Annotated in this window: 14 protein-coding genes; 4 read left to right on the plus strand and 10 right to left on the minus strand. The window is 65.6% G+C overall.

Translation table 11 applies throughout. The features are described from left to right. Positions 1-9: 9 nt before the first annotated feature. Positions 10-858: a ferritin-like domain-containing protein gene (locus LDZ24_RS08665; RefSeq protein ID WP_248320095.1), complete on the minus strand. Its 849-nt coding sequence runs from the start codon at positions 856-858 to the stop codon at positions 10-12. Between the two features lie 184 nt (positions 859-1,042). Here LDZ24_RS08665 and LDZ24_RS08670 point away from each other — a divergent pair, with 184 nt between their 5' ends. From LDZ24_RS08670 to LDZ24_RS08680, 3 genes are all read left to right on the plus strand, one after another. Beyond that, a complete protein-coding gene (locus tag LDZ24_RS08670) occupies positions 1,043-1,567 on the plus strand; it encodes a gamma carbonic anhydrase family protein (protein ID WP_248320096.1) in 525 nt (174 codons plus the stop codon). Positions 1,568-1,627: 60 nt separating this feature from the next. Further along, a complete protein-coding gene (gene hslO / locus LDZ24_RS08675) occupies positions 1,628-2,578 on the plus strand; it encodes an Hsp33 family molecular chaperone HslO (protein ID WP_175944205.1) in 951 nt (316 codons plus the stop codon). 149 nt (positions 2,579-2,727) lie between these two features. After that, positions 2,728-3,075 carry a hypothetical protein gene (locus tag LDZ24_RS08680; protein ID WP_248320098.1) on the plus strand — a complete coding sequence of 116 codons (348 nt, stop codon included), beginning with the start codon at positions 2,728-2,730 and terminating at the stop codon, positions 3,073-3,075. An 89-nt stretch (positions 3,076-3,164) separates the two neighbouring features. Here LDZ24_RS08680 and ftsB read toward each other — a convergent pair whose 3' ends face one another. The 9 genes from ftsB to LDZ24_RS08725 form a co-directional block, all read right to left on the minus strand. Continuing rightward, the gene (gene ftsB / locus LDZ24_RS08685) at positions 3,165-3,629 is read right to left on the minus strand and encodes a cell division protein FtsB (protein WP_175944209.1); all 465 of its coding nucleotides are present in this window, start codon (positions 3,627-3,629) and stop codon (positions 3,165-3,167) included. Between the two features lie 120 nt (positions 3,630-3,749). Further along, on the minus strand, positions 3,750-5,033 hold the full coding sequence (eno, locus tag LDZ24_RS08690) for a phosphopyruvate hydratase (protein ID WP_206466608.1): 1,284 nt from the start codon (positions 5,031-5,033) through the stop codon (positions 3,750-3,752). A 176-nt stretch (positions 5,034-5,209) separates the two neighbouring features. Next, a complete protein-coding gene (kdsA, locus tag LDZ24_RS08695; RefSeq protein ID WP_175944213.1) occupies positions 5,210-6,064 on the minus strand; it encodes a 3-deoxy-8-phosphooctulonate synthase in 855 nt (284 codons plus the stop codon). Further along, positions 6,061-7,755 (minus strand): CTP synthase, encoded by a 1,695-nt coding sequence (locus LDZ24_RS08700; RefSeq protein ID WP_206466610.1) that lies wholly within the window; start codon positions 7,753-7,755, stop codon positions 6,061-6,063. The genes kdsA and LDZ24_RS08700 overlap by 4 nt, the downstream gene beginning before the upstream one ends. A gap of 160 nt (positions 7,756-7,915) precedes the next feature. Then, positions 7,916-8,719 carry an alpha/beta fold hydrolase gene (locus LDZ24_RS08705; RefSeq protein ID WP_248320099.1) on the minus strand — a complete coding sequence of 268 codons (804 nt, stop codon included), beginning with the start codon at positions 8,717-8,719 and terminating at the stop codon, positions 7,916-7,918. A 27-nt stretch (positions 8,720-8,746) separates the two neighbouring features. After that, a complete protein-coding gene (locus LDZ24_RS08710) occupies positions 8,747-11,626 on the minus strand; it encodes a ComEC/Rec2 family competence protein (protein ID WP_248320100.1) in 2,880 nt (959 codons plus the stop codon). Positions 11,627-11,685: 59 nt separating this feature from the next. Beyond that, positions 11,686-12,474 carry a TatD family hydrolase gene (locus LDZ24_RS08715; protein WP_248320101.1) on the minus strand — a complete coding sequence of 263 codons (789 nt, stop codon included), beginning with the start codon at positions 12,472-12,474 and terminating at the stop codon, positions 11,686-11,688. Between the two features lie 22 nt (positions 12,475-12,496). Continuing rightward, complete coding sequence (gene lolD / locus LDZ24_RS08720) at positions 12,497-13,210, minus strand: lipoprotein-releasing ABC transporter ATP-binding protein LolD (RefSeq protein ID WP_175944221.1); 714 nt, start codon at positions 13,208-13,210, stop codon at positions 12,497-12,499. Beyond that, on the minus strand, positions 13,203-14,456 hold the full coding sequence (locus LDZ24_RS08725) for a lipoprotein-releasing ABC transporter permease subunit (protein ID WP_248320102.1): 1,254 nt from the start codon (positions 14,454-14,456) through the stop codon (positions 13,203-13,205). The genes lolD and LDZ24_RS08725 overlap by 8 nt, the downstream gene beginning before the upstream one ends. Before the next feature lie 222 nt (positions 14,457-14,678). Here LDZ24_RS08725 and LDZ24_RS08730 point away from each other — a divergent pair, with 222 nt between their 5' ends. Continuing rightward, on the plus strand, positions 14,679-15,791 hold the full coding sequence (locus LDZ24_RS08730; protein ID WP_248320104.1) for a regulator: 1,113 nt from the start codon (positions 14,679-14,681) through the stop codon (positions 15,789-15,791). Positions 15,792-15,804: the final 13 nt, after the last annotated feature.

The raw sequence follows: 15,804 nt of genomic DNA on the forward strand, positions 1-15,804 counted from the left end.
GTATAGCGGCTACGCCGATGCGTCGAGTCCGGCCAACGCGTGGAGTTCGGCTTCATCGAAACCGGCGTCGCGGCGCGCTTTGAAATTGAACGGGCCGCGCAGCTTCGGCGCGTGATACTGCTCGGCGAGGCGTTCGTAGGTGACGTGCGGATCGAGCGCCGCCTGATCGCAGAGAAAGCGGAACCAGCGGTTGCCGATCAGCACATGCCCGATCTCGTCGCGCAGGATCACGTCCAGAATGGCTGCCGACGCGTGATCGCCCGCCTGCGCGAGCCGCTTGCGGATGGGCGGCGACGCGTCGAGCCCGCGCGCCTCCAGCGTGCGCGGCACGAGCGCCATGCGCGCGAGCACGTCGCCGCGCGTGCGCTCGGCCATTTCCCAGAGTCCGTCGTGCGCGGGGAAGTCGCCATAAGCGTGCCCGAATTCGGCGAGACGCGCGCGCAGCAGCGAGAAGTGATGCGCTTCTTCGGCCGCGACCTTGAGCCAGTCGACGTAGAACTCGGCGGGCATCGAGGAGAAGCGCCACACGGCGTCGAGTGCGAGGTTGATCGCGTTGAATTCGATATGCGCGAGCGCATGCAGCAGCACCGCGCGCCCGGCTTCCGACTGCATGCCGCGGCGCTTCAGCGACGACGGCTCGACGAGTTCCGGCCGCGCCGGGCGTCCCGGCAGATCGCCGGGATCGACGAGCGCGAGCGCCGGATCGACCGGCAACGCGCCGGATCGCACGCTCTCGTAAAGAGAACGAGCGCGTTCCGCCTTCGCGACCGGCTCGCGCTCGCGCAGAATCGCGAGCGCCGCGCGACGGGCGCAGAAGGCGTCGCACGGAAAATCGGCGGGCGGGGGAAGATTCGGCATGACAGCGGCTATCGGAAAAGGAAGGCGCGGAGGCGAAATGCCGCAACCGGCTAAAATGATGATCCGGCAGGGCAAAACACCGCGCAACTATAGCGCCGGCAGGCGCAGCGTCGAGCAAAGACGCGCATTCTAGCGCCGCGCGGCCTGCATCCAATCATCGAAGACGCAAGCCAGAGGAGACACCGTGGCGATCTACAAACTCGGCGACGACGCCCCCACCATTCACGAAAGCGTGTTTCTCGCGGATACCGCGACCATCATCGGCCGCGTCACGCTCGAAGAAAACGCGAGCGTGTGGTTCGGCGCGGCGCTGCGCGGCGACAACGAGCCGATCGTCGTCGGCCGCGGCAGCAATGTGCAGGAAGGCGCGGTGCTGCACGCCGACCCCGGCTTTCCGCTGACGATTGCGGCGAACGTCACCGTCGGCCATCAGGCGATGCTGCACGGCTGCACCATCGGCGAAGGCTCGCTGATCGGGATTCAGGCGGTGGTCTTGAATGGCGCGGTAATCGGCCGCAATTGTCTGGTTGGCGCGGGCGCGATCGTCACCGAAGGCAAGGTTTTCCCCGACAACACGCTGATTCTCGGCGCGCCCGCGAAGGCGGTGCGCGAAATCGGCGAGGCGGACATCGCCCGCATGCGCGCGGCCACGGCGAGTTACGCCGACCGGCGCGAATACTATAAGGCGCAGCTCGTGCGCATCGGCTGAACGGCGGCGCTGCGCGAGACGCAGAGCGGCAGGTTCCGCCTCAACACCCAAGGAAGAGTTGTGAACGACCAGTTGCAGAAATTCATGTTCAACGCGGCGCCGGTGCGCGGCGAGATCGTTTCGCTGCGCAATACGTGGCAGGAAGTGCTCGCGCGCCGCGCGTACCCGACGGCCGTGCGCAACGTGCTCGGCGAGATGATGGCCGCGTGCGCCCTGCTCTCCGCGAACCTCAAGTTCGACGGCACGCTCATCATGCAAATTTACGGCGACGGTCCGGTGAAGATGCTGGTCGTGCAATGCAGCTCGGCGCTGACGCTGCGCGCGACGGCCAAGCTAGCAGAAGGCGCGGAAAGCACGCTTCGCGACGACATGCCGCTCGCGGAACTGCTCAACCGCAACGGTCACGGCCGCTGTGTCATCACGCTCGATCCGTCCGACAAGAAGCCCGGCCAGCAGCCGTATCAGGGCATCGTGCCGCTGTCCGGCGAGCACGGACCGCTCGCGTCGATGGCCGAGGTGCTGGAACAGTACATGCATCATTCCGAGCAGCTCGACACGCGCCTGTGGCTCGCCGCGAACACGGACCGCGCCGTCGGCATGCTGTTGCAGAAGCTGCCGGGCGATGGCGGCATCGTCCCGCATCCGGGCGAGCACGACGCCGATACGTGGCAGCGCGTGTGTCATCTCGGCAGCACGCTGTCGAACGAGGAACTGCTGAAGGAAGATCCCGAAACCGTGTTCCGGCGGCTCTTCTGGCAGGAAAACGTGCAGCACTTCGAACCCGCGCCGGCGCGCTTCCAGTGCACCTGCTCGCGCGAGAAAGTGGGCGGCATGCTGAAGATGCTCGGGCGCGAAGAGGTGGACAGCGTGATCGAAGAACGCGGCAGCGTGGAAGTGCACTGCGAGTTCTGCAATCAACGCTACGAGTTCGACCCGGTCGACGTTGCGCAACTTTTTGTCGCAAAAGAGCTGTCGCAGGGCGTGAGTCCGGCATCGGATCAGCGGCACTGATCGTCTACGATGCCTTGTCCGGCGGGCCTCTGCGCGCGCCGGACACGCGCCGGCCGGCCGGAGCGACCGCGCGGCGAGCGGGTTTCGGAGCACGCACCGCGCGCTATGATTGACGCTTGATGAGTTGTCCGACCGGCTGGAGGTCGCAAATGAAAACCGCATCGCTATTGCTGAAACTTTCGTCGTGTGCGGCAGCCGCGCTGCTCGTTAGCGGCTGCATGATGGATCCACCGGGCCCGTCGCCGATCTACAGCCGTCTGCCTAGTACGCCGACGACGGCGCAGCAGACGCTCACGCCCGAAGACCATATGCAGCGCTACAACGAGATCGACAGGCAGGCGCTGAGCGAATCGCAGCAAGCCGCGACTGCCGGCAACAACGCGAAGATGATGTCCGGCTACTACACGCCGCCCATCAGCGTGTACGGCGGGTATTCGAGCGGCGGCTGGGGCGGTCCTTACTGGGGCACGGGCGTCGGCATCGGGACGTGGTGGTAGGCCGCTCGCGCGAACCGAAAAAAATGGCGCAGTCGATCACGACTGCGCCATTTTTATTTGCCCGCTGGGTGCCCGCTGAGTGCTTTAGATCACCCGCCCGCGCCCTGCTTTTTCTTCGCTTCGGCGGCCTTGTCCTTGCGCGCCTTGCGATCCAGATCGCGCAACTCCTGCTTCGAACGCGACACCGGATTCGGCACCACGCGCAATGGCGCGGCGGATACCTGTCCGCGCGTCGAGCCGTTCATGCCCGGCACGTTCGCCGAATTCACAGGCGCAGTCGAATTGGGCGCGACGAACTGCACGAACACCTCGCTGTCCTTCACCATGCCCATTTCATAGCGCGCCCGCTCTTCCACGGCGGCGGTGCCGCTTTGCAGGTCCTGCACTTCGCCTTGCACGCGTTCGTTGCGCAGCTTCAGGTTCGTGTTCTTGTCCGTCTGCTGCGCGAGTTGCTGCTGCAATTCATGCACGCGCAGCCAGCCGCCGTGCCCCCACCAGAGCGGGTACTGGATCAGCGCCAGCAACAAGACCAGAACGACAGTTACGAGCCGCATTCAAGTAGCCGAAATAAGCGCCGCCCTTCGGTCTCGTTCGACACGAGGGCCGGGGCGGCGGGCAGAAGATAAGATCAACGTCCTTATCGACTAAAGCGGCAAAAGCTTTAGCGAGGACTTTTAACGCAAGTTATAAAACGCCGACTTGCCGGGATAGCTTGCGATATCGCCGAGGTCTTCTTCGATACGCAGCAACTGGTTGTACTTCGAGATGCGGTCGCTGCGCGACAGCGAACCGGTCTTGATCTGGCCGGCGTTCAGACCGACCGCGATATCCGCGATGGTCGAATCTTCCGTCTCGCCCGAGCGGTGCGAGATGACCGCCGTGTAACCCGCGCGCTTGGCCATTTCGATCGCCGCGAAGGTCTCCGTCAGCGTGCCGATCTGGTTGATCTTGATGAGGATCGAGTTCGCGATGCCCCGCTCGATGCCATCCTTGAGGATGCGCGTGTTGGTGACGAAGAGATCGTCGCCGACGAGCTGCACTTTCTTGCCGAGGCGCTCGGTCAGCGTCTTCCAGCCGTCCCAGTCGCTTTCGTGCATGCCGTCTTCGATGGAGACGATCGGGAACTTGTCGGCGAGCGTCGCGAGATAGTCGGTGAATTCGCCCGACGACAGTTGCAAGCCCTCGCCGGCAAGCTGGTACTTGCCGTCGTGGTAGAACTCGCTCGCCGCGCAGTCGAGCGCGAGCAGCACGTCTTCGCCCGCGCGATAGCCGGCTTTCTCGATGGCTTGCAGAATGGTCGACAGGCACTCGTCGTTGCTGCCGAAGTTCGGCGCGAAGCCGCCTTCGTCGCCCACTGCCGTGCTCATGCCGCGATCCGACAGGATTTTCTTCAGCGCATGGAACACTTCCGCGCCGCAACGCAGCGCTTCGCGGAACGTCGGCTGGCTCACCGGGACGATCATGAATTCCTGAATGTCCAGGCTGTTGTTCGCGTGCGCGCCGCCGTTGACGATGTTCATCATCGGCACGGGCAGTTGCATGGCGCCGGAGCCGCCGAAATAGCGATACAGCGGCAAGCCGGCTTCCTCGGCGGCGGCCTTGGCGACGGCCATCGACACGGCGAGCAGCGCGTTCGCGCCGAGGCGCGACTTGTTCTCGGTGCCGTCGAGCTCCAGCAGCGTCTTGTCGAGGAAAGCCTGTTCCGAGGCGTCGAGGCCCATGATGGCTTCGGAGATCTCGGTGTTGATGTGTTCGACTGCCTTCAGCACGCCCTTGCCGCCGTAGCGGCCGGCTTCGCCGTCGCGAAGTTCGATGGCCTCGCGCGAACCCGTGGATGCGCCCGACGGCACTGCGGCCCGGCCCATCGTGCCCGATTCGAGCAACACGTCGCATTCGACGGTCGGATTGCCTCGCGAATCGAGAATCTCGCGGCCGATGATATCTACGATAGCACTCATGGTTTCCTCAAATTGACGATGAATTCTGTCAGTCAGATCGAAGCGGCCAGCGCTGGCTTTACTGCTCTGCTGCGCTGGCCTCGCTTCGCTGGCCTGGCTCAGACCTTCCGGCGCGCGGCCGGTTCACTGCGGCGCTCGTTCGCCCTGTGACGCAGCCCGAACAGCCTGCGCGGGCTCTAGTTGAAGTCGTTTTCGAGAAACGGTCCGCTCTTCACCGCACGATCGAGCGCGATGAGCGTCGTCAGCAGCGATTCCATGCGCGCGAGCGGCACCGCGTTCGGACCGTCCGACTTCGCGCAGGCCGGATCAGGATGCGTCTCCATGAACAGCCCGGCGACGCCCGTGGCGACCGCCGCGCGCGCCAGCACCGGCACGAACTCGCGCTGGCCGCCCGAACTCGTGCCCTGCCCGCCCGGCAACTGCACCGAGTGCGTGGCGTCGAACACGACCGGCGCGTTGGTTTCGCGCATGATCGCGAGCGAGCGCATGTCCGACACCAGATTGTTATAGCCGAACGACACGCCGCGCTCGCACGCCATGAAGCGGTCTTCGGACAGCCCCGCCTCGCGCGCGGCGTCGCGCGCCTTGTCGATCACGTTCTTCATGTCGTGCGGCGCGAGGAACTGGCCCTTCTTGATATTCACAGGCTTGCCGGAGCGGGCGCACGCGTGGATGAAGTCGGTTTGACGGCACAGGAACGCGGGCGTCTGCAACACGTCCACGACCGATGCGACCGCTTCGATCTCATGCTCGGCGTGAACGTCCGTGAGAACGGGCACGCCGAGTTGCTTCTTCACTTCGCCGAGAATGCGCAAGCCTTCGTCCATGCCGAGGCCGCGAAACGACTTGCCCGAGCTGCGGTTCGCCTTGTCGTACGAGGACTTGTAGATGAACGGGATGCCGAGCTTCTGCGTGATTTCTTTGAGCTGGCCCGCGACGTCGATCGTCATTTGCTCCGATTCGACGACGCACGTGCCCGCGATCAGAAAGAACGGCTGGTCGAGTCCCGCTTCGAAGTGACAGAGCTTCATGCCTGTGCTCCCGCCGTTGCCGCGACCGGCGCAGCCTTCTCGCCGCCCGCCGCGATGCTGTGCGCGCGCGCCGCTTCGACGAACGCCTTGAAGAGCGGATGCCCGTCGCGCGGCGTCGAGGTGAACTCGGGGTGGAACTGCACGCCGACGAACCACGGATGCATCGACTGCGGCAACTCCATCATCTCGGGCAGGTCCTCGCTCGGCGTACGGGCGCTGATGATAAGGCCGCCCGCTTCGAGCTGGGGCACGAAACGGTTATTGACTTCATAACGGTGACGATGACGCTCGTTCACATCCGTGCCGTAGATGCGCTCGGCCATCGTGCCGGGCTTGATCGGGCACTTCTGCGAGCCGAGGCGCATGGTGCCGCCGAGATCCGACTCTTCGCTGCGCTTTTCGATGCGTCCCGCGCGGTCGTACCACTCGGTGATGAGCGCGACGACCGGGTTCGTGGTGCTGGAATCGAACTCGGTGCTGTTCGCGTCCGCGAGGCCGGCGACGTCGCGCGCGAACTCGATGACCGCGAGCTGCATGCCGAGGCAGATGCCGAGATACGGCGTCTTCGATTCGCGCGCATAGCGGATCGCCTTGATCTTGCCTTCGGTGCCGCGACGGCCGAAACCGCCCGGCACGAGCACGGCGTCGAGGTGTTTCAGGCCATCGGCGCCTTCGGCTTCGATCTGCTCGGAATCGATATATTCGATGTTGACCTTGGTCGACGTATGAATGGCTGCGTGACGCAGCGCCTCGATCAGCGACTTGTACGACTCGGTGAGTTCGACGTACTTGCCGACCATGCCGATGGTCACTTCGTGCTTCGGATTTTCGAGCTTCTCGACGAGGTCCGACCACATCTTCAGGTCGGCGGGCTTCGGCGAGAGCTTCAGTTCGTTGCAGACGATTTCGTCGAGGCCCTGGTCGTTGAGCATCTGCGGAATCTTGTAGATGCTGTCCACGTCCCACACCGAAATGACCGCTTCCTCATGCACGTTCGAGAAGAGCGAAATCTTCTGGCGCTCGTCGTCCGGAATCGGGCGATCCGCGCGACACAAGAGCACGTTCGGATAGATACCGATCTCGCGCAGTTTCTGCACGCTGTGCTGCGTGGGCTTCGTCTTGAGTTCGCCCGCGGTGGCGATGAACGGCACGAGCGTCAGGTGCACGAAGCAGGCGCTGTGGCGGCCCATGCGCAGGCTCATCTGACGCGCGGCTTCGAGGAACGGCAGCGATTCGATGTCACCCACCGTGCCGCCGATCTCGACGATCGCGACATCCGGTTGGCCGCACGTGGCCGCGGCCGCGCCGCGCTCGACGAACGCCTGGATTTCGTTGGTGATGTGCGGAATGACCTGCACCGTCTTGCCGAGATACTCGCCGCGGCGTTCCTTGCGGATCACCGACTCGTAAATCTGGCCCGTGGTGAAGTTGTTGGCCTTGCGCATCTTCGTGCTGATGAAGCGCTCGTAGTGGCCGAGGTCGAGGTCCGTCTCCGCGCCGTCTTCCGTCACGAACACTTCGCCGTGCTGAAACGGGGACATCGTGCCGGGGTCGACGTTGATGTAGGGATCGAGCTTGAGGAGGGTGACTTTCAGACCGCGCGATTCGAGGATCGCGGCGAGGGAGGCGGCGGCAATACCCTTGCCGAGGGAAGAAACTACGCCGCCGGTGACGAATACATATTTGGTCATCGCTAGATGCTCGCGGGAAAAACGGATTATACCGTAAAGGCAGTCCGCGACCCAGCGGCCCACGCGCCCGAATCACGCTTGCCGATCCGCTTTTCGGTGCTTTTTTCCGTGCGATTCAAGCGCACCATTTCGCTCTAGGCTCGCGCTTTTTTTAACGCGATCAACTCATGGCGTGAAGCAGCCGCCGAATGGCGCGCGCCGTCTCGATGGGCCGCTCCATCGGAAAGAGATGGCTGCCTTCGATCCATTCGAAGTGCTCGCCCGCGATGCGCCGCGTCATGCGCAGGCCGACATGCCGCACTTCGGTGGAATGCGTGCCCGCGACGAAGCCGACCGGCACCGGCGCCCCGTGCGCGAAGCGCGCGCCGAGCGTGTGCGGCAGCGTGCGATAGATCAGGTATTCGACGTGCCGGTCGAACGCGAGCGTGCGCGTGCCGTCGGCCTGCGTCTGCGGAATGCCGAAGTCGATGTAATCGGCCAGCATGCGCTCGTCCCAGCGCGCGAACGCGGGCTTCGCGCGGAAATGCCGCCACGCTTCGTCGCGGCTCGCCCAGTGCGTGCGGCGTTTTTTCGTCGCGGCCGCGGGTGAAAGGCGTTCATCGAGTCCGGTCCATTGCGTCGCGCGCAGCAGGCCGCTGCGCCATCCAGCGATGATCGGCGAATCCAGCATCACCACGCCCTTCACCCACTGCGGGCGCTTCTGCGCTGCCATCAGCGAAAGATAGCCGCCGAGCGAATGCCCGACGAGCCACACCTTCGGATGCTTGTCTTGCCGGTAGCGGCTCATGTCCTCGATCAGTTGATCCGCGAGACGCGGCCAGCCCTGCGTGACCGGAAAGCGCGGATCGTGGCCGTATCGTTCGATGCTGCGGATCTCGTAGTCGTCCGCGAGTTCGGCGAACATGGTGCGGTAAGTGGGTGCCGGAAAGCCGTTCGCATGCGAGAAATGGATGATGTCCTTCAAGCGGCTCCTCATTCTTGTCATTTGTTTTCAGCGCCCCATCCAGTAACGCGCGTGCGTTTGCCGGTAGCGATCGAGCACGATCTCCTCACCCATGTCGATGCGCGCCGCGCCGTCCTCGTCGCTGCGCGTGAGCGCGATGTCGCGCAACCGGTAGCGCGCGTACACCGTGGGATTCGGATGGTGAAAGCGGTTGCGATAGCCTACCTGAAATACTGCGGCGAGCGGCCCGACCAAATCGAGGAAAGGCTCGGTCGACGACGTGCGGCTGCCGTGATGCGGCACGATCAGGACGTCGGCGCGCAGCGCGGCGGCATCGCGCGCGAGCAGCGTGCGTTCGACGTCCGCTTCGATATCGGCGGTGAATAGCGCGGCCCGCCCTGCCGCGTTCGTCACCTTCAGCACGCAAGCCTGATGATTCGGCGTGCCGGTGAGCGGCCCGGGGTCGGGCCACAGCACGCGGAAGTCCACGCGGTCCCAGATCCAGTGCTGACCGGCGACGCAACGCAGCCTGTCGCCGCCGCGCTTTCCGGCATCGGACCAGAGCGGATGGCTCGCGGGCAGCGACGCCAGCAGTTGCCGCACCGCGACCGTTTGCAGCACCGCGGGCGCGCCGCCCGCGTGATCCGAATCGGAATGGCTGATGACGAGCGCATCCAGCGAACGCACGCCCGTCGCGATGAGATACGGCGCGACGATGCGCTCGCCCGCGTGCGTCGACTCGGGGCCGGGGCCGGCGTCGAAGAGCAGCGTGTGTCGCGCTGTCTCGACGACGAGCGCCGAGCCTTGTCCGATATCCAGCGCGGTCACGCGAAATGCGCCGTCTGCTACGCCGCTCGACGCGGGTACGAGAAGCGGCAGCCACGTGAGCGGTACGGCGAAGCGCAGCGGCCAGCCGCGCGGCGCGAGCGCCCACGCCGCGCCCGCGAGCGACGCGGCGAGCGCAAACATGCCGGGCTGCGGCAAGCGCCAGAGCGACCATGCGGGGCCTGCGTCGGCTAACCGTTCGAGCGCGTCGAAGAGAACGCACAGTGCAGCGTGCGCCAGATGAAGCATCGGTACATCGAGCGGAGCCGGAAGGATCAGCGCGACCAGTGTTGCGGGCGTCACAATGAAGCTGATCCATGGAATCGCGAACGCATTGGCGAGCGGGCCGACGAGCGGGATCTGCGAGAACCAGTAAGCGGTCAACGGCGCGAGTGACAGCGTGACGGCGTATTGGACGCGTGCGCTCGATGCCATGTGCTGCCGCAGCTTCATGGCGGCGCGGCGGCATGCGCTTCTCAGCGAGCGCTTACGCGACCGCGCATCGGCAACGCCTTTGGTCGATGCGGTTTCGTTGCGAAGCTGCGGATCAGGCGTTCTCGCAGCGGCGCTGCCGAATACGCTCGTGAGCGAACACATTCGGCTGGGCGACGGCGGCTCGGCGACGGCATGGCTCGATGCGTCTTTGTCGGAAGTCACCGGATCACGCACCTTCACAAAGGCGCGGCAGTACGCGACCGCCAGCGACCACGGGCGGTTGCGCAGCAGCGCATCGGCGACGGCTTGGCTCGATGCGCCTTTGTCGGGAGTCACCGGATCACGCACCTTCTCAGAGGCGCGGCAGTACGCGACCGCCAGCGACCACGAGCGGTTGCGCGGCCGAGCATCAGCGACGGCATGGCCCGACGCGACTTCATCCGGCAGCAGCGGATCACGCGCCTCCATGCCCGCGAGCCAGTCGTCGGTGTCATCGGGCGGCGGTTTCTTGGCGCGCCTGCCGTACGCCGCCATCGCATGGAGAATTGCCGCCACCGCCACGAACGAGAGCCAGAACCCCGGCGATGTCACCGCCCACGGGTCGACGATGAGCACCAACGCGAGCGCCCACGCGAGCACGACCGACGCCGCCGGCCGCCGCCCGCCGACGAACGCGACGGCGAACACGGCGAGCGTCCACAAGGTGCGCTGCGCGGGCACGTTGAAGCCCGCGAGCGCGGCATACAACGCCGCGAACAACGCTGCGCCGAGCGCCGCCACTTTCGGCGCCGCCACGACGAGCGGCGCCGGCACGCCACGCAAGCGGATGCGCTTCCATACAAAGCCGCAGATGAACGCCGCAAGCCCCGCGACGAAGCCGATATGCAAACCGGAGATCGCGACGAGATGGCTCGTGCCGGTCGCGCGCAAAACGGCCCAGTCGGCATCGCTCACGGAATCCTGCGCGCCCACCGCCAGCGCGACGACGATCCCGCGATGCGGCGCATCCGCGAGCACCGTTTCGATGCGCTGCCGGATGCGCGCGCGCCAACGATCGATAGCGAGCCACGGTCCGATCGCATCGCCGCGAAGGCGTCGCGCGGGCCGGCTGGCGGACACCGCGCCGGTCGCGCGAATGCCGCGTTCGAGCAAAGTCACTTCTCCATCGCGCAACGAGAAGTTCGCGTTGGCATGCGCGCGCTTGAGCCGCGCGGTCAGCGTCCAGCGTTGACCCGCGACGAGCCCGGGCGGCACAGCAGGCGCCCAAAGCAGCCTCACGATGTGCGGAAAATCGCGCAAGCCCGCGCCGTTTGACTCGACTTCGAAGAGAAAGCGCGTGCCTTCCGCTTGCGGCTCCGGCAGACCGCGCACGAAGCCGGTCAGTTCGATATCGCGCTGCTCGAACTCGACCGGCAAGTGCTGCTGCAAGCGCAATTCGGCGCGCACGGCGGCATAGGCGAAGCCGATTGCAGCGGCTGCAATCGAAAAGGCCACGATGCGCCCTTGCCCGCGCCGCATCAAGCCGACGCCCGCCGCGACGCCAAGAATCGCGATACACGCCGCCCAGCCGCCGACACCCGGCAACACGGCCTGTTGCTGCAACCACGCGACGCCCAATGCAAAACACAGCAACACCGCCCGCACGCCTACGCTCTCTTCTATCGTCACGCAAACGCATCCGCCCGAAACACAAATCAGTGATCCGAAGCAAATGCAACCGTGAACAATTATGAAGCCGCGAGTGCGAGCCGGGGCAGCGCGGCGTGCGCGTTAGCCGTTGTGCCTAGTGAAAGCGCGTCTTCGCCGATGCCGCGCAGTTGCGCGAGCACCTTCGCGATGCCCGCGACCTGATCCGGCGTATTGCGGCCCTTGTAGCGCCAGGCAGGCGCAATGTCGGGCGCATCGGTTTCGAGCACGATGGCATCGAGCGGAAGATCGGCGGCGAGCCGTCTGATCTGCCGCGCCCGCTCGAACGTCAGATTGCCGCCGAAGCCGAGCCGCATGCCCTGCGCGATGAACGCCTCGGCCTGCTGGAAGCTGCCGTTGAACGCATGCGCGATGCCGCAATGAATGTCGTGCACGCGCAGGCCCTTCAGCACCTTGTCCTGCGACTTGCGCACGTGACAAATCACCGGCAGTTGGAACTCGCGGGCGAGCTTCAGTTGCTCGTAGTAGAAGAACTGCTGGCGCGCGTCGTCGAGCGTCGGCACGAAGTAATCGAGCCCGATCTCCCCGATACCGACGAAGCGCGGATCATCCATGCTCGCCGCGATCTCCTCGCGCAGCACGCGCAGATCATCGTCGGTGGCGCGCGGCGTGAAAAGCGGATGGATGCCGAGCGCATACGCGCCGCCTTCGATGCGATGCGCCAACGCGCGCACCGTATCGAAGTTCGACCGCTCGACGCCCGGAATCACGATGCGCGTCACCGCCGCATCAAGGGCCGCGCGGGCCACGGCGTCACGGTCCGCGTCGAACTCGGAGGCATCGAGGTGACAGTGCGTGTCGATCCACATGGCGTCCTCCGAGGCGCGGCGCTTAGACCGGGACCGGCGGCTCTTCGTGCAGCACGCCGTCGCGCAGACGCATGATGCGGTCGCAGCGCGCGGCGAGATCGGGATCGTGCGTGACGATCACGAAGCTCGTCTCCAGCGTCTGCGAAAGCTCCAGCATCAGATTGAAAACGGTGTCGGCGGTGCCGCCGTCGAGGTTGCCGGTGGGCTCGTCGGCGAGCACGCACGCCGGACGCGTGACGAGCGCGCGCGCAATCGCCACGCGTTGCCGCTCGCCGCCCGACAATGCGCCCGGCCGATGCTTCGCGCGATGCCCGATGCCGACGCGCTCCAGCATGCCCATCGCTTCCTTGCGCGCGGCGTCCTCGCTCATGCGGCGAATGCGCAGCGGCATCGCGACGTTATCGAGCGCGGTGAATTCGGGCAGCAGATGATGAAACTGATACACGAAACCGAGCGCGCGGTTGCGCAGTTCGTTGCGCTCCTTTTCTTTCAGCTCGGTGAACGGCTTGCCGAGCAGCGACACCTTGCCCGCGCTCGGCTCGTCGAGGCCGCCGAGCACATGCAGAAGCGTGCTCTTGCCGGAACCCGACGCGCCGACGATCGCGAGCTTCTCGCCGCGATAGACATCGAGTTGCGCGTTGTCGAGCACCTGCACGTTCGAGCCGCCCTGCACGAAGGTCTTCGAAATCGCCGACGCCTGCAGCACGAGGTTGTTTGCCGGAATCAGGTCACTCATAGCGCAGCGCCTCCGCCGGACGAACCTTCGCGCCGCGCCAGCTCGGATAGAGCGTCGCGAGCGACGACAACAAAAACGCGATGACGCCGATCTTCATGACATCGCCCGGCACGAGCTCGGACGGCAGCTCGCTGATGAAGTACACCGAAGGCGGCAGGAACTGCACCCCGAGCACGTGCTCGATCATCGGCACGAGCCACGGAATACTCCACGCGATCAGGCAGCCGAGCGACACGCCCAGCGCCGTGCCGATGAAGCCAATGGTCACGCCCTGCACCACGAATATCTTCATGATCGAGCCGGGCTGCGCGCCGAGCGTGCGCAGGATGGCGATGTCGGCCTGCTTGTCGGTGACGGTCATGACGAGCGACGACACGAGATTGAACGCCGCCACCGCGATGATCAGCGTGAGGATGATGAACATCATGCGCTTTTCGATCTGCACGGCGGAGAACCACGTCTTGTTCTGCTGCGTCCAGTCGCGGATATAGAGTTCGCCGGAAAGCGTGTGCGACAGTTGCCGCGCGACTTCGGGCGCGCGCTGCATGTCTTTCAGGCGCAGACGCACGCCGGTCGGCGCGGGCAGGCGAAAGAGCGCCTGCGCGTCGCGGATCGAAATGAGCGCAAGCGTCGAATCGTATTCGTAGTGACCGGATTCGAAGATGCCGACCACCGTGAACTGCTTCAGGCGCGGCATCATGCCCGCGGGCGTGATGGTGCCTTCGGGCGCGACGAGCGTGATCTTGTCGCCGGTCATGACCCCGAGGTTGGTCGCAAGATCGGCGCCGAGCACGATGCCGAATTCGCCGGGAACCAGGTCCGCGAGCTTGCCCGCGCGCATTTCCTTGCCGATATCGGACACTTCCGGCTCCAGCGTGGGCTCGACGCCGCGCAGCGCGACGCCGCTCACCGCGCCTTGCCGCGTGAGCAGCGCCTGCGCTTCGACATAGGGCGCCGCGCCGATCACTTCAGGATTGCGCTTGGCTTCCTGCGCGGTCAGTTGCCAATTGGGCATCGACCCCGTCGGCGAGAAGATTTCGACGTGCGCGAGCACCGAGAGCATGCGGTCGCGCACTTCCTTCTGAAAGCCGTTCATGACCGAGAGCACGACGATCAGCGCGGCGACGCCGAGCGCGATGCCCGCCATCGACATGAGCGCGATGAATGAGATGAAGCCGTTGCCTGTAGTGCGTTTGCTGGCGCGCGTGTAGCGCCAGCCGATCTGCCATTCGTACGGAAGTTTCAAGCGAATCCTTGTGTCTGGTGTTGCTGCGTTACTGCGCGACGGCGCGTGACGAATGCCGCGTTAAATCGCCCCGAAATGGCGGCGCATGGCCGGTCCATTCGCCGCGCGCCGCGAAATTTGCGAAAGTTTGCCACACCTCAGGTCGGCGCCGTAACAAGCGCGGGTCTCGCAGCGCCCTGCGCATCGCGCCTGCGCCGATGACGCCTGCCGCTTTCGCCTACAATGCCGACCATCATGCCCGTTCCCGACCTTCACCTTCTGCTGCCGTTCGCCCTGCCCTCGGCGGCGGACGCCGCAACCGCGCTGCACGGACTGGAAAGCGCGGCGCTCGACACGCTGCTCGCCCGCGCCACGCTCGAAGAACGCGTAATCGGCGAAGACTTTCAGCGCTCGCTGCCGCACGAGCGCTGGATCGCGCAACGCTTCGGCATCGTTGCGCCGAACGCTGGCCAACGTTATGCCGACGACGCCCCGCTCGCGCCCTTCATGCTGCTCGCCGATGGCGGTGATCCCGGCGCGCCCGATGCTGGCAACGCCGCCCTTTGGGCCTGCATCGAGCCGGTACATGTGCGCATCGCGCACGATCATCTCGTGTTGATCGATCCTGCCACGCTCGGCGTGCGCACCGAGGAAGCGCGCGCGCTGCTGGACACCGCGCGGCCGGTCATCGAAGACCTCGGCATCGCGGTGCAGGCGCCCACGCCGCTGCGCTGGTACGTATCGGGCGATGCGCTCGGCGCGCTCGCGGGCGCGTCGCCGTTGCGCGCGGCGGGACGCAACATCGAAATCTGGCTGCCGCACGAAGCCCGCACCGGCGAACGCTCGCGCCCGTGGATGAAGCTGCAAAACGAAGTGCAGATGGCATGGTTCGAACATCCGCTGAACGTCGAGCGCGAATCGCGCGGACTGCCGCCGATCAATTCGATCTGGCTGCACGGACAAGGCGCGATGCGCCCGGTCACGCGCCCTTTCGCCGCCGTGATGTCCGATGCCGCCGCCACGCGCGGCCTCGCGCTCGCTTCGGGCGTGAAGCCGTCGACGCCGCCGGTGTCGTTTGCAGCGTTTCCGAAAGACGGCGAAGGCGCGACGCTCGTCGAACTCGACCCGTTCTCGGCGCCGTTCATCGAGCAGGACTGGGCGCGCTGGAACGCCGCGCTCAAGACGCTCGAAGACGCGTGGTTCGCGCCGGCGCTCGACGCGCTATCGAGCGGTTCGCTCAAGCGCCTGCGTCTCACGCTATGCGGCGATACCGGCTCGGTCACGCTATCGGTCACGCGAGGCGACTTGCGCAAGTTCTGGCGCCGCCGGCCGATCGCGGCGCTTCTCATCGAATAAAGGCTCTTCCCGC

The sequence above is a fragment of the Caballeronia sp. Sq4a genome, from assembly GCF_023170545.1.
Lineage (GTDB): Bacteria > Pseudomonadota > Gammaproteobacteria > Burkholderiales > Burkholderiaceae > Caballeronia.

Excerpts from the sequence above, each read along its gene's own strand:
- LDZ24_RS08665 (WP_248320095.1), bottom strand. The coding sequence starts at position 858 with ATGCCGAATCTTCCCCCGCCCGCCGATTTTCCGTGCGACGCCTTCTGC.
- LDZ24_RS08680 (WP_248320098.1), top strand. The coding sequence starts at position 2,728 with ATGAAAACCGCATCGCTATTGCTGAAACTTTCGTCGTGTGCGGCAGCC.
- ftsB (WP_175944209.1), bottom strand. The coding sequence starts at position 3,629 with ATGCGGCTCGTAACTGTCGTTCTGGTCTTGTTGCTGGCGCTGATCCAG.
- eno (WP_206466608.1), bottom strand. The coding sequence starts at position 5,033 with ATGAGTGCTATCGTAGATATCATCGGCCGCGAGATTCTCGATTCGCGA.
- kdsA (WP_175944213.1), bottom strand. The coding sequence starts at position 6,064 with ATGAAGCTCTGTCACTTCGAAGCGGGACTCGACCAGCCGTTCTTTCTG.
- LDZ24_RS08700 (WP_206466610.1), bottom strand. The coding sequence starts at position 7,755 with ATGACCAAATATGTATTCGTCACCGGCGGCGTAGTTTCTTCCCTCGGC.
- LDZ24_RS08715 (WP_248320101.1), bottom strand. The coding sequence starts at position 12,474 with ATGTGGATCGACACGCACTGTCACCTCGATGCCTCCGAGTTCGACGCG.
- lolD (WP_175944221.1), bottom strand. The coding sequence starts at position 13,210 with ATGAGTGACCTGATTCCGGCAAACAACCTCGTGCTGCAGGCGTCGGCG.
- LDZ24_RS08730 (WP_248320104.1), top strand. The coding sequence starts at position 14,679 with ATGCCGACCATCATGCCCGTTCCCGACCTTCACCTTCTGCTGCCGTTC.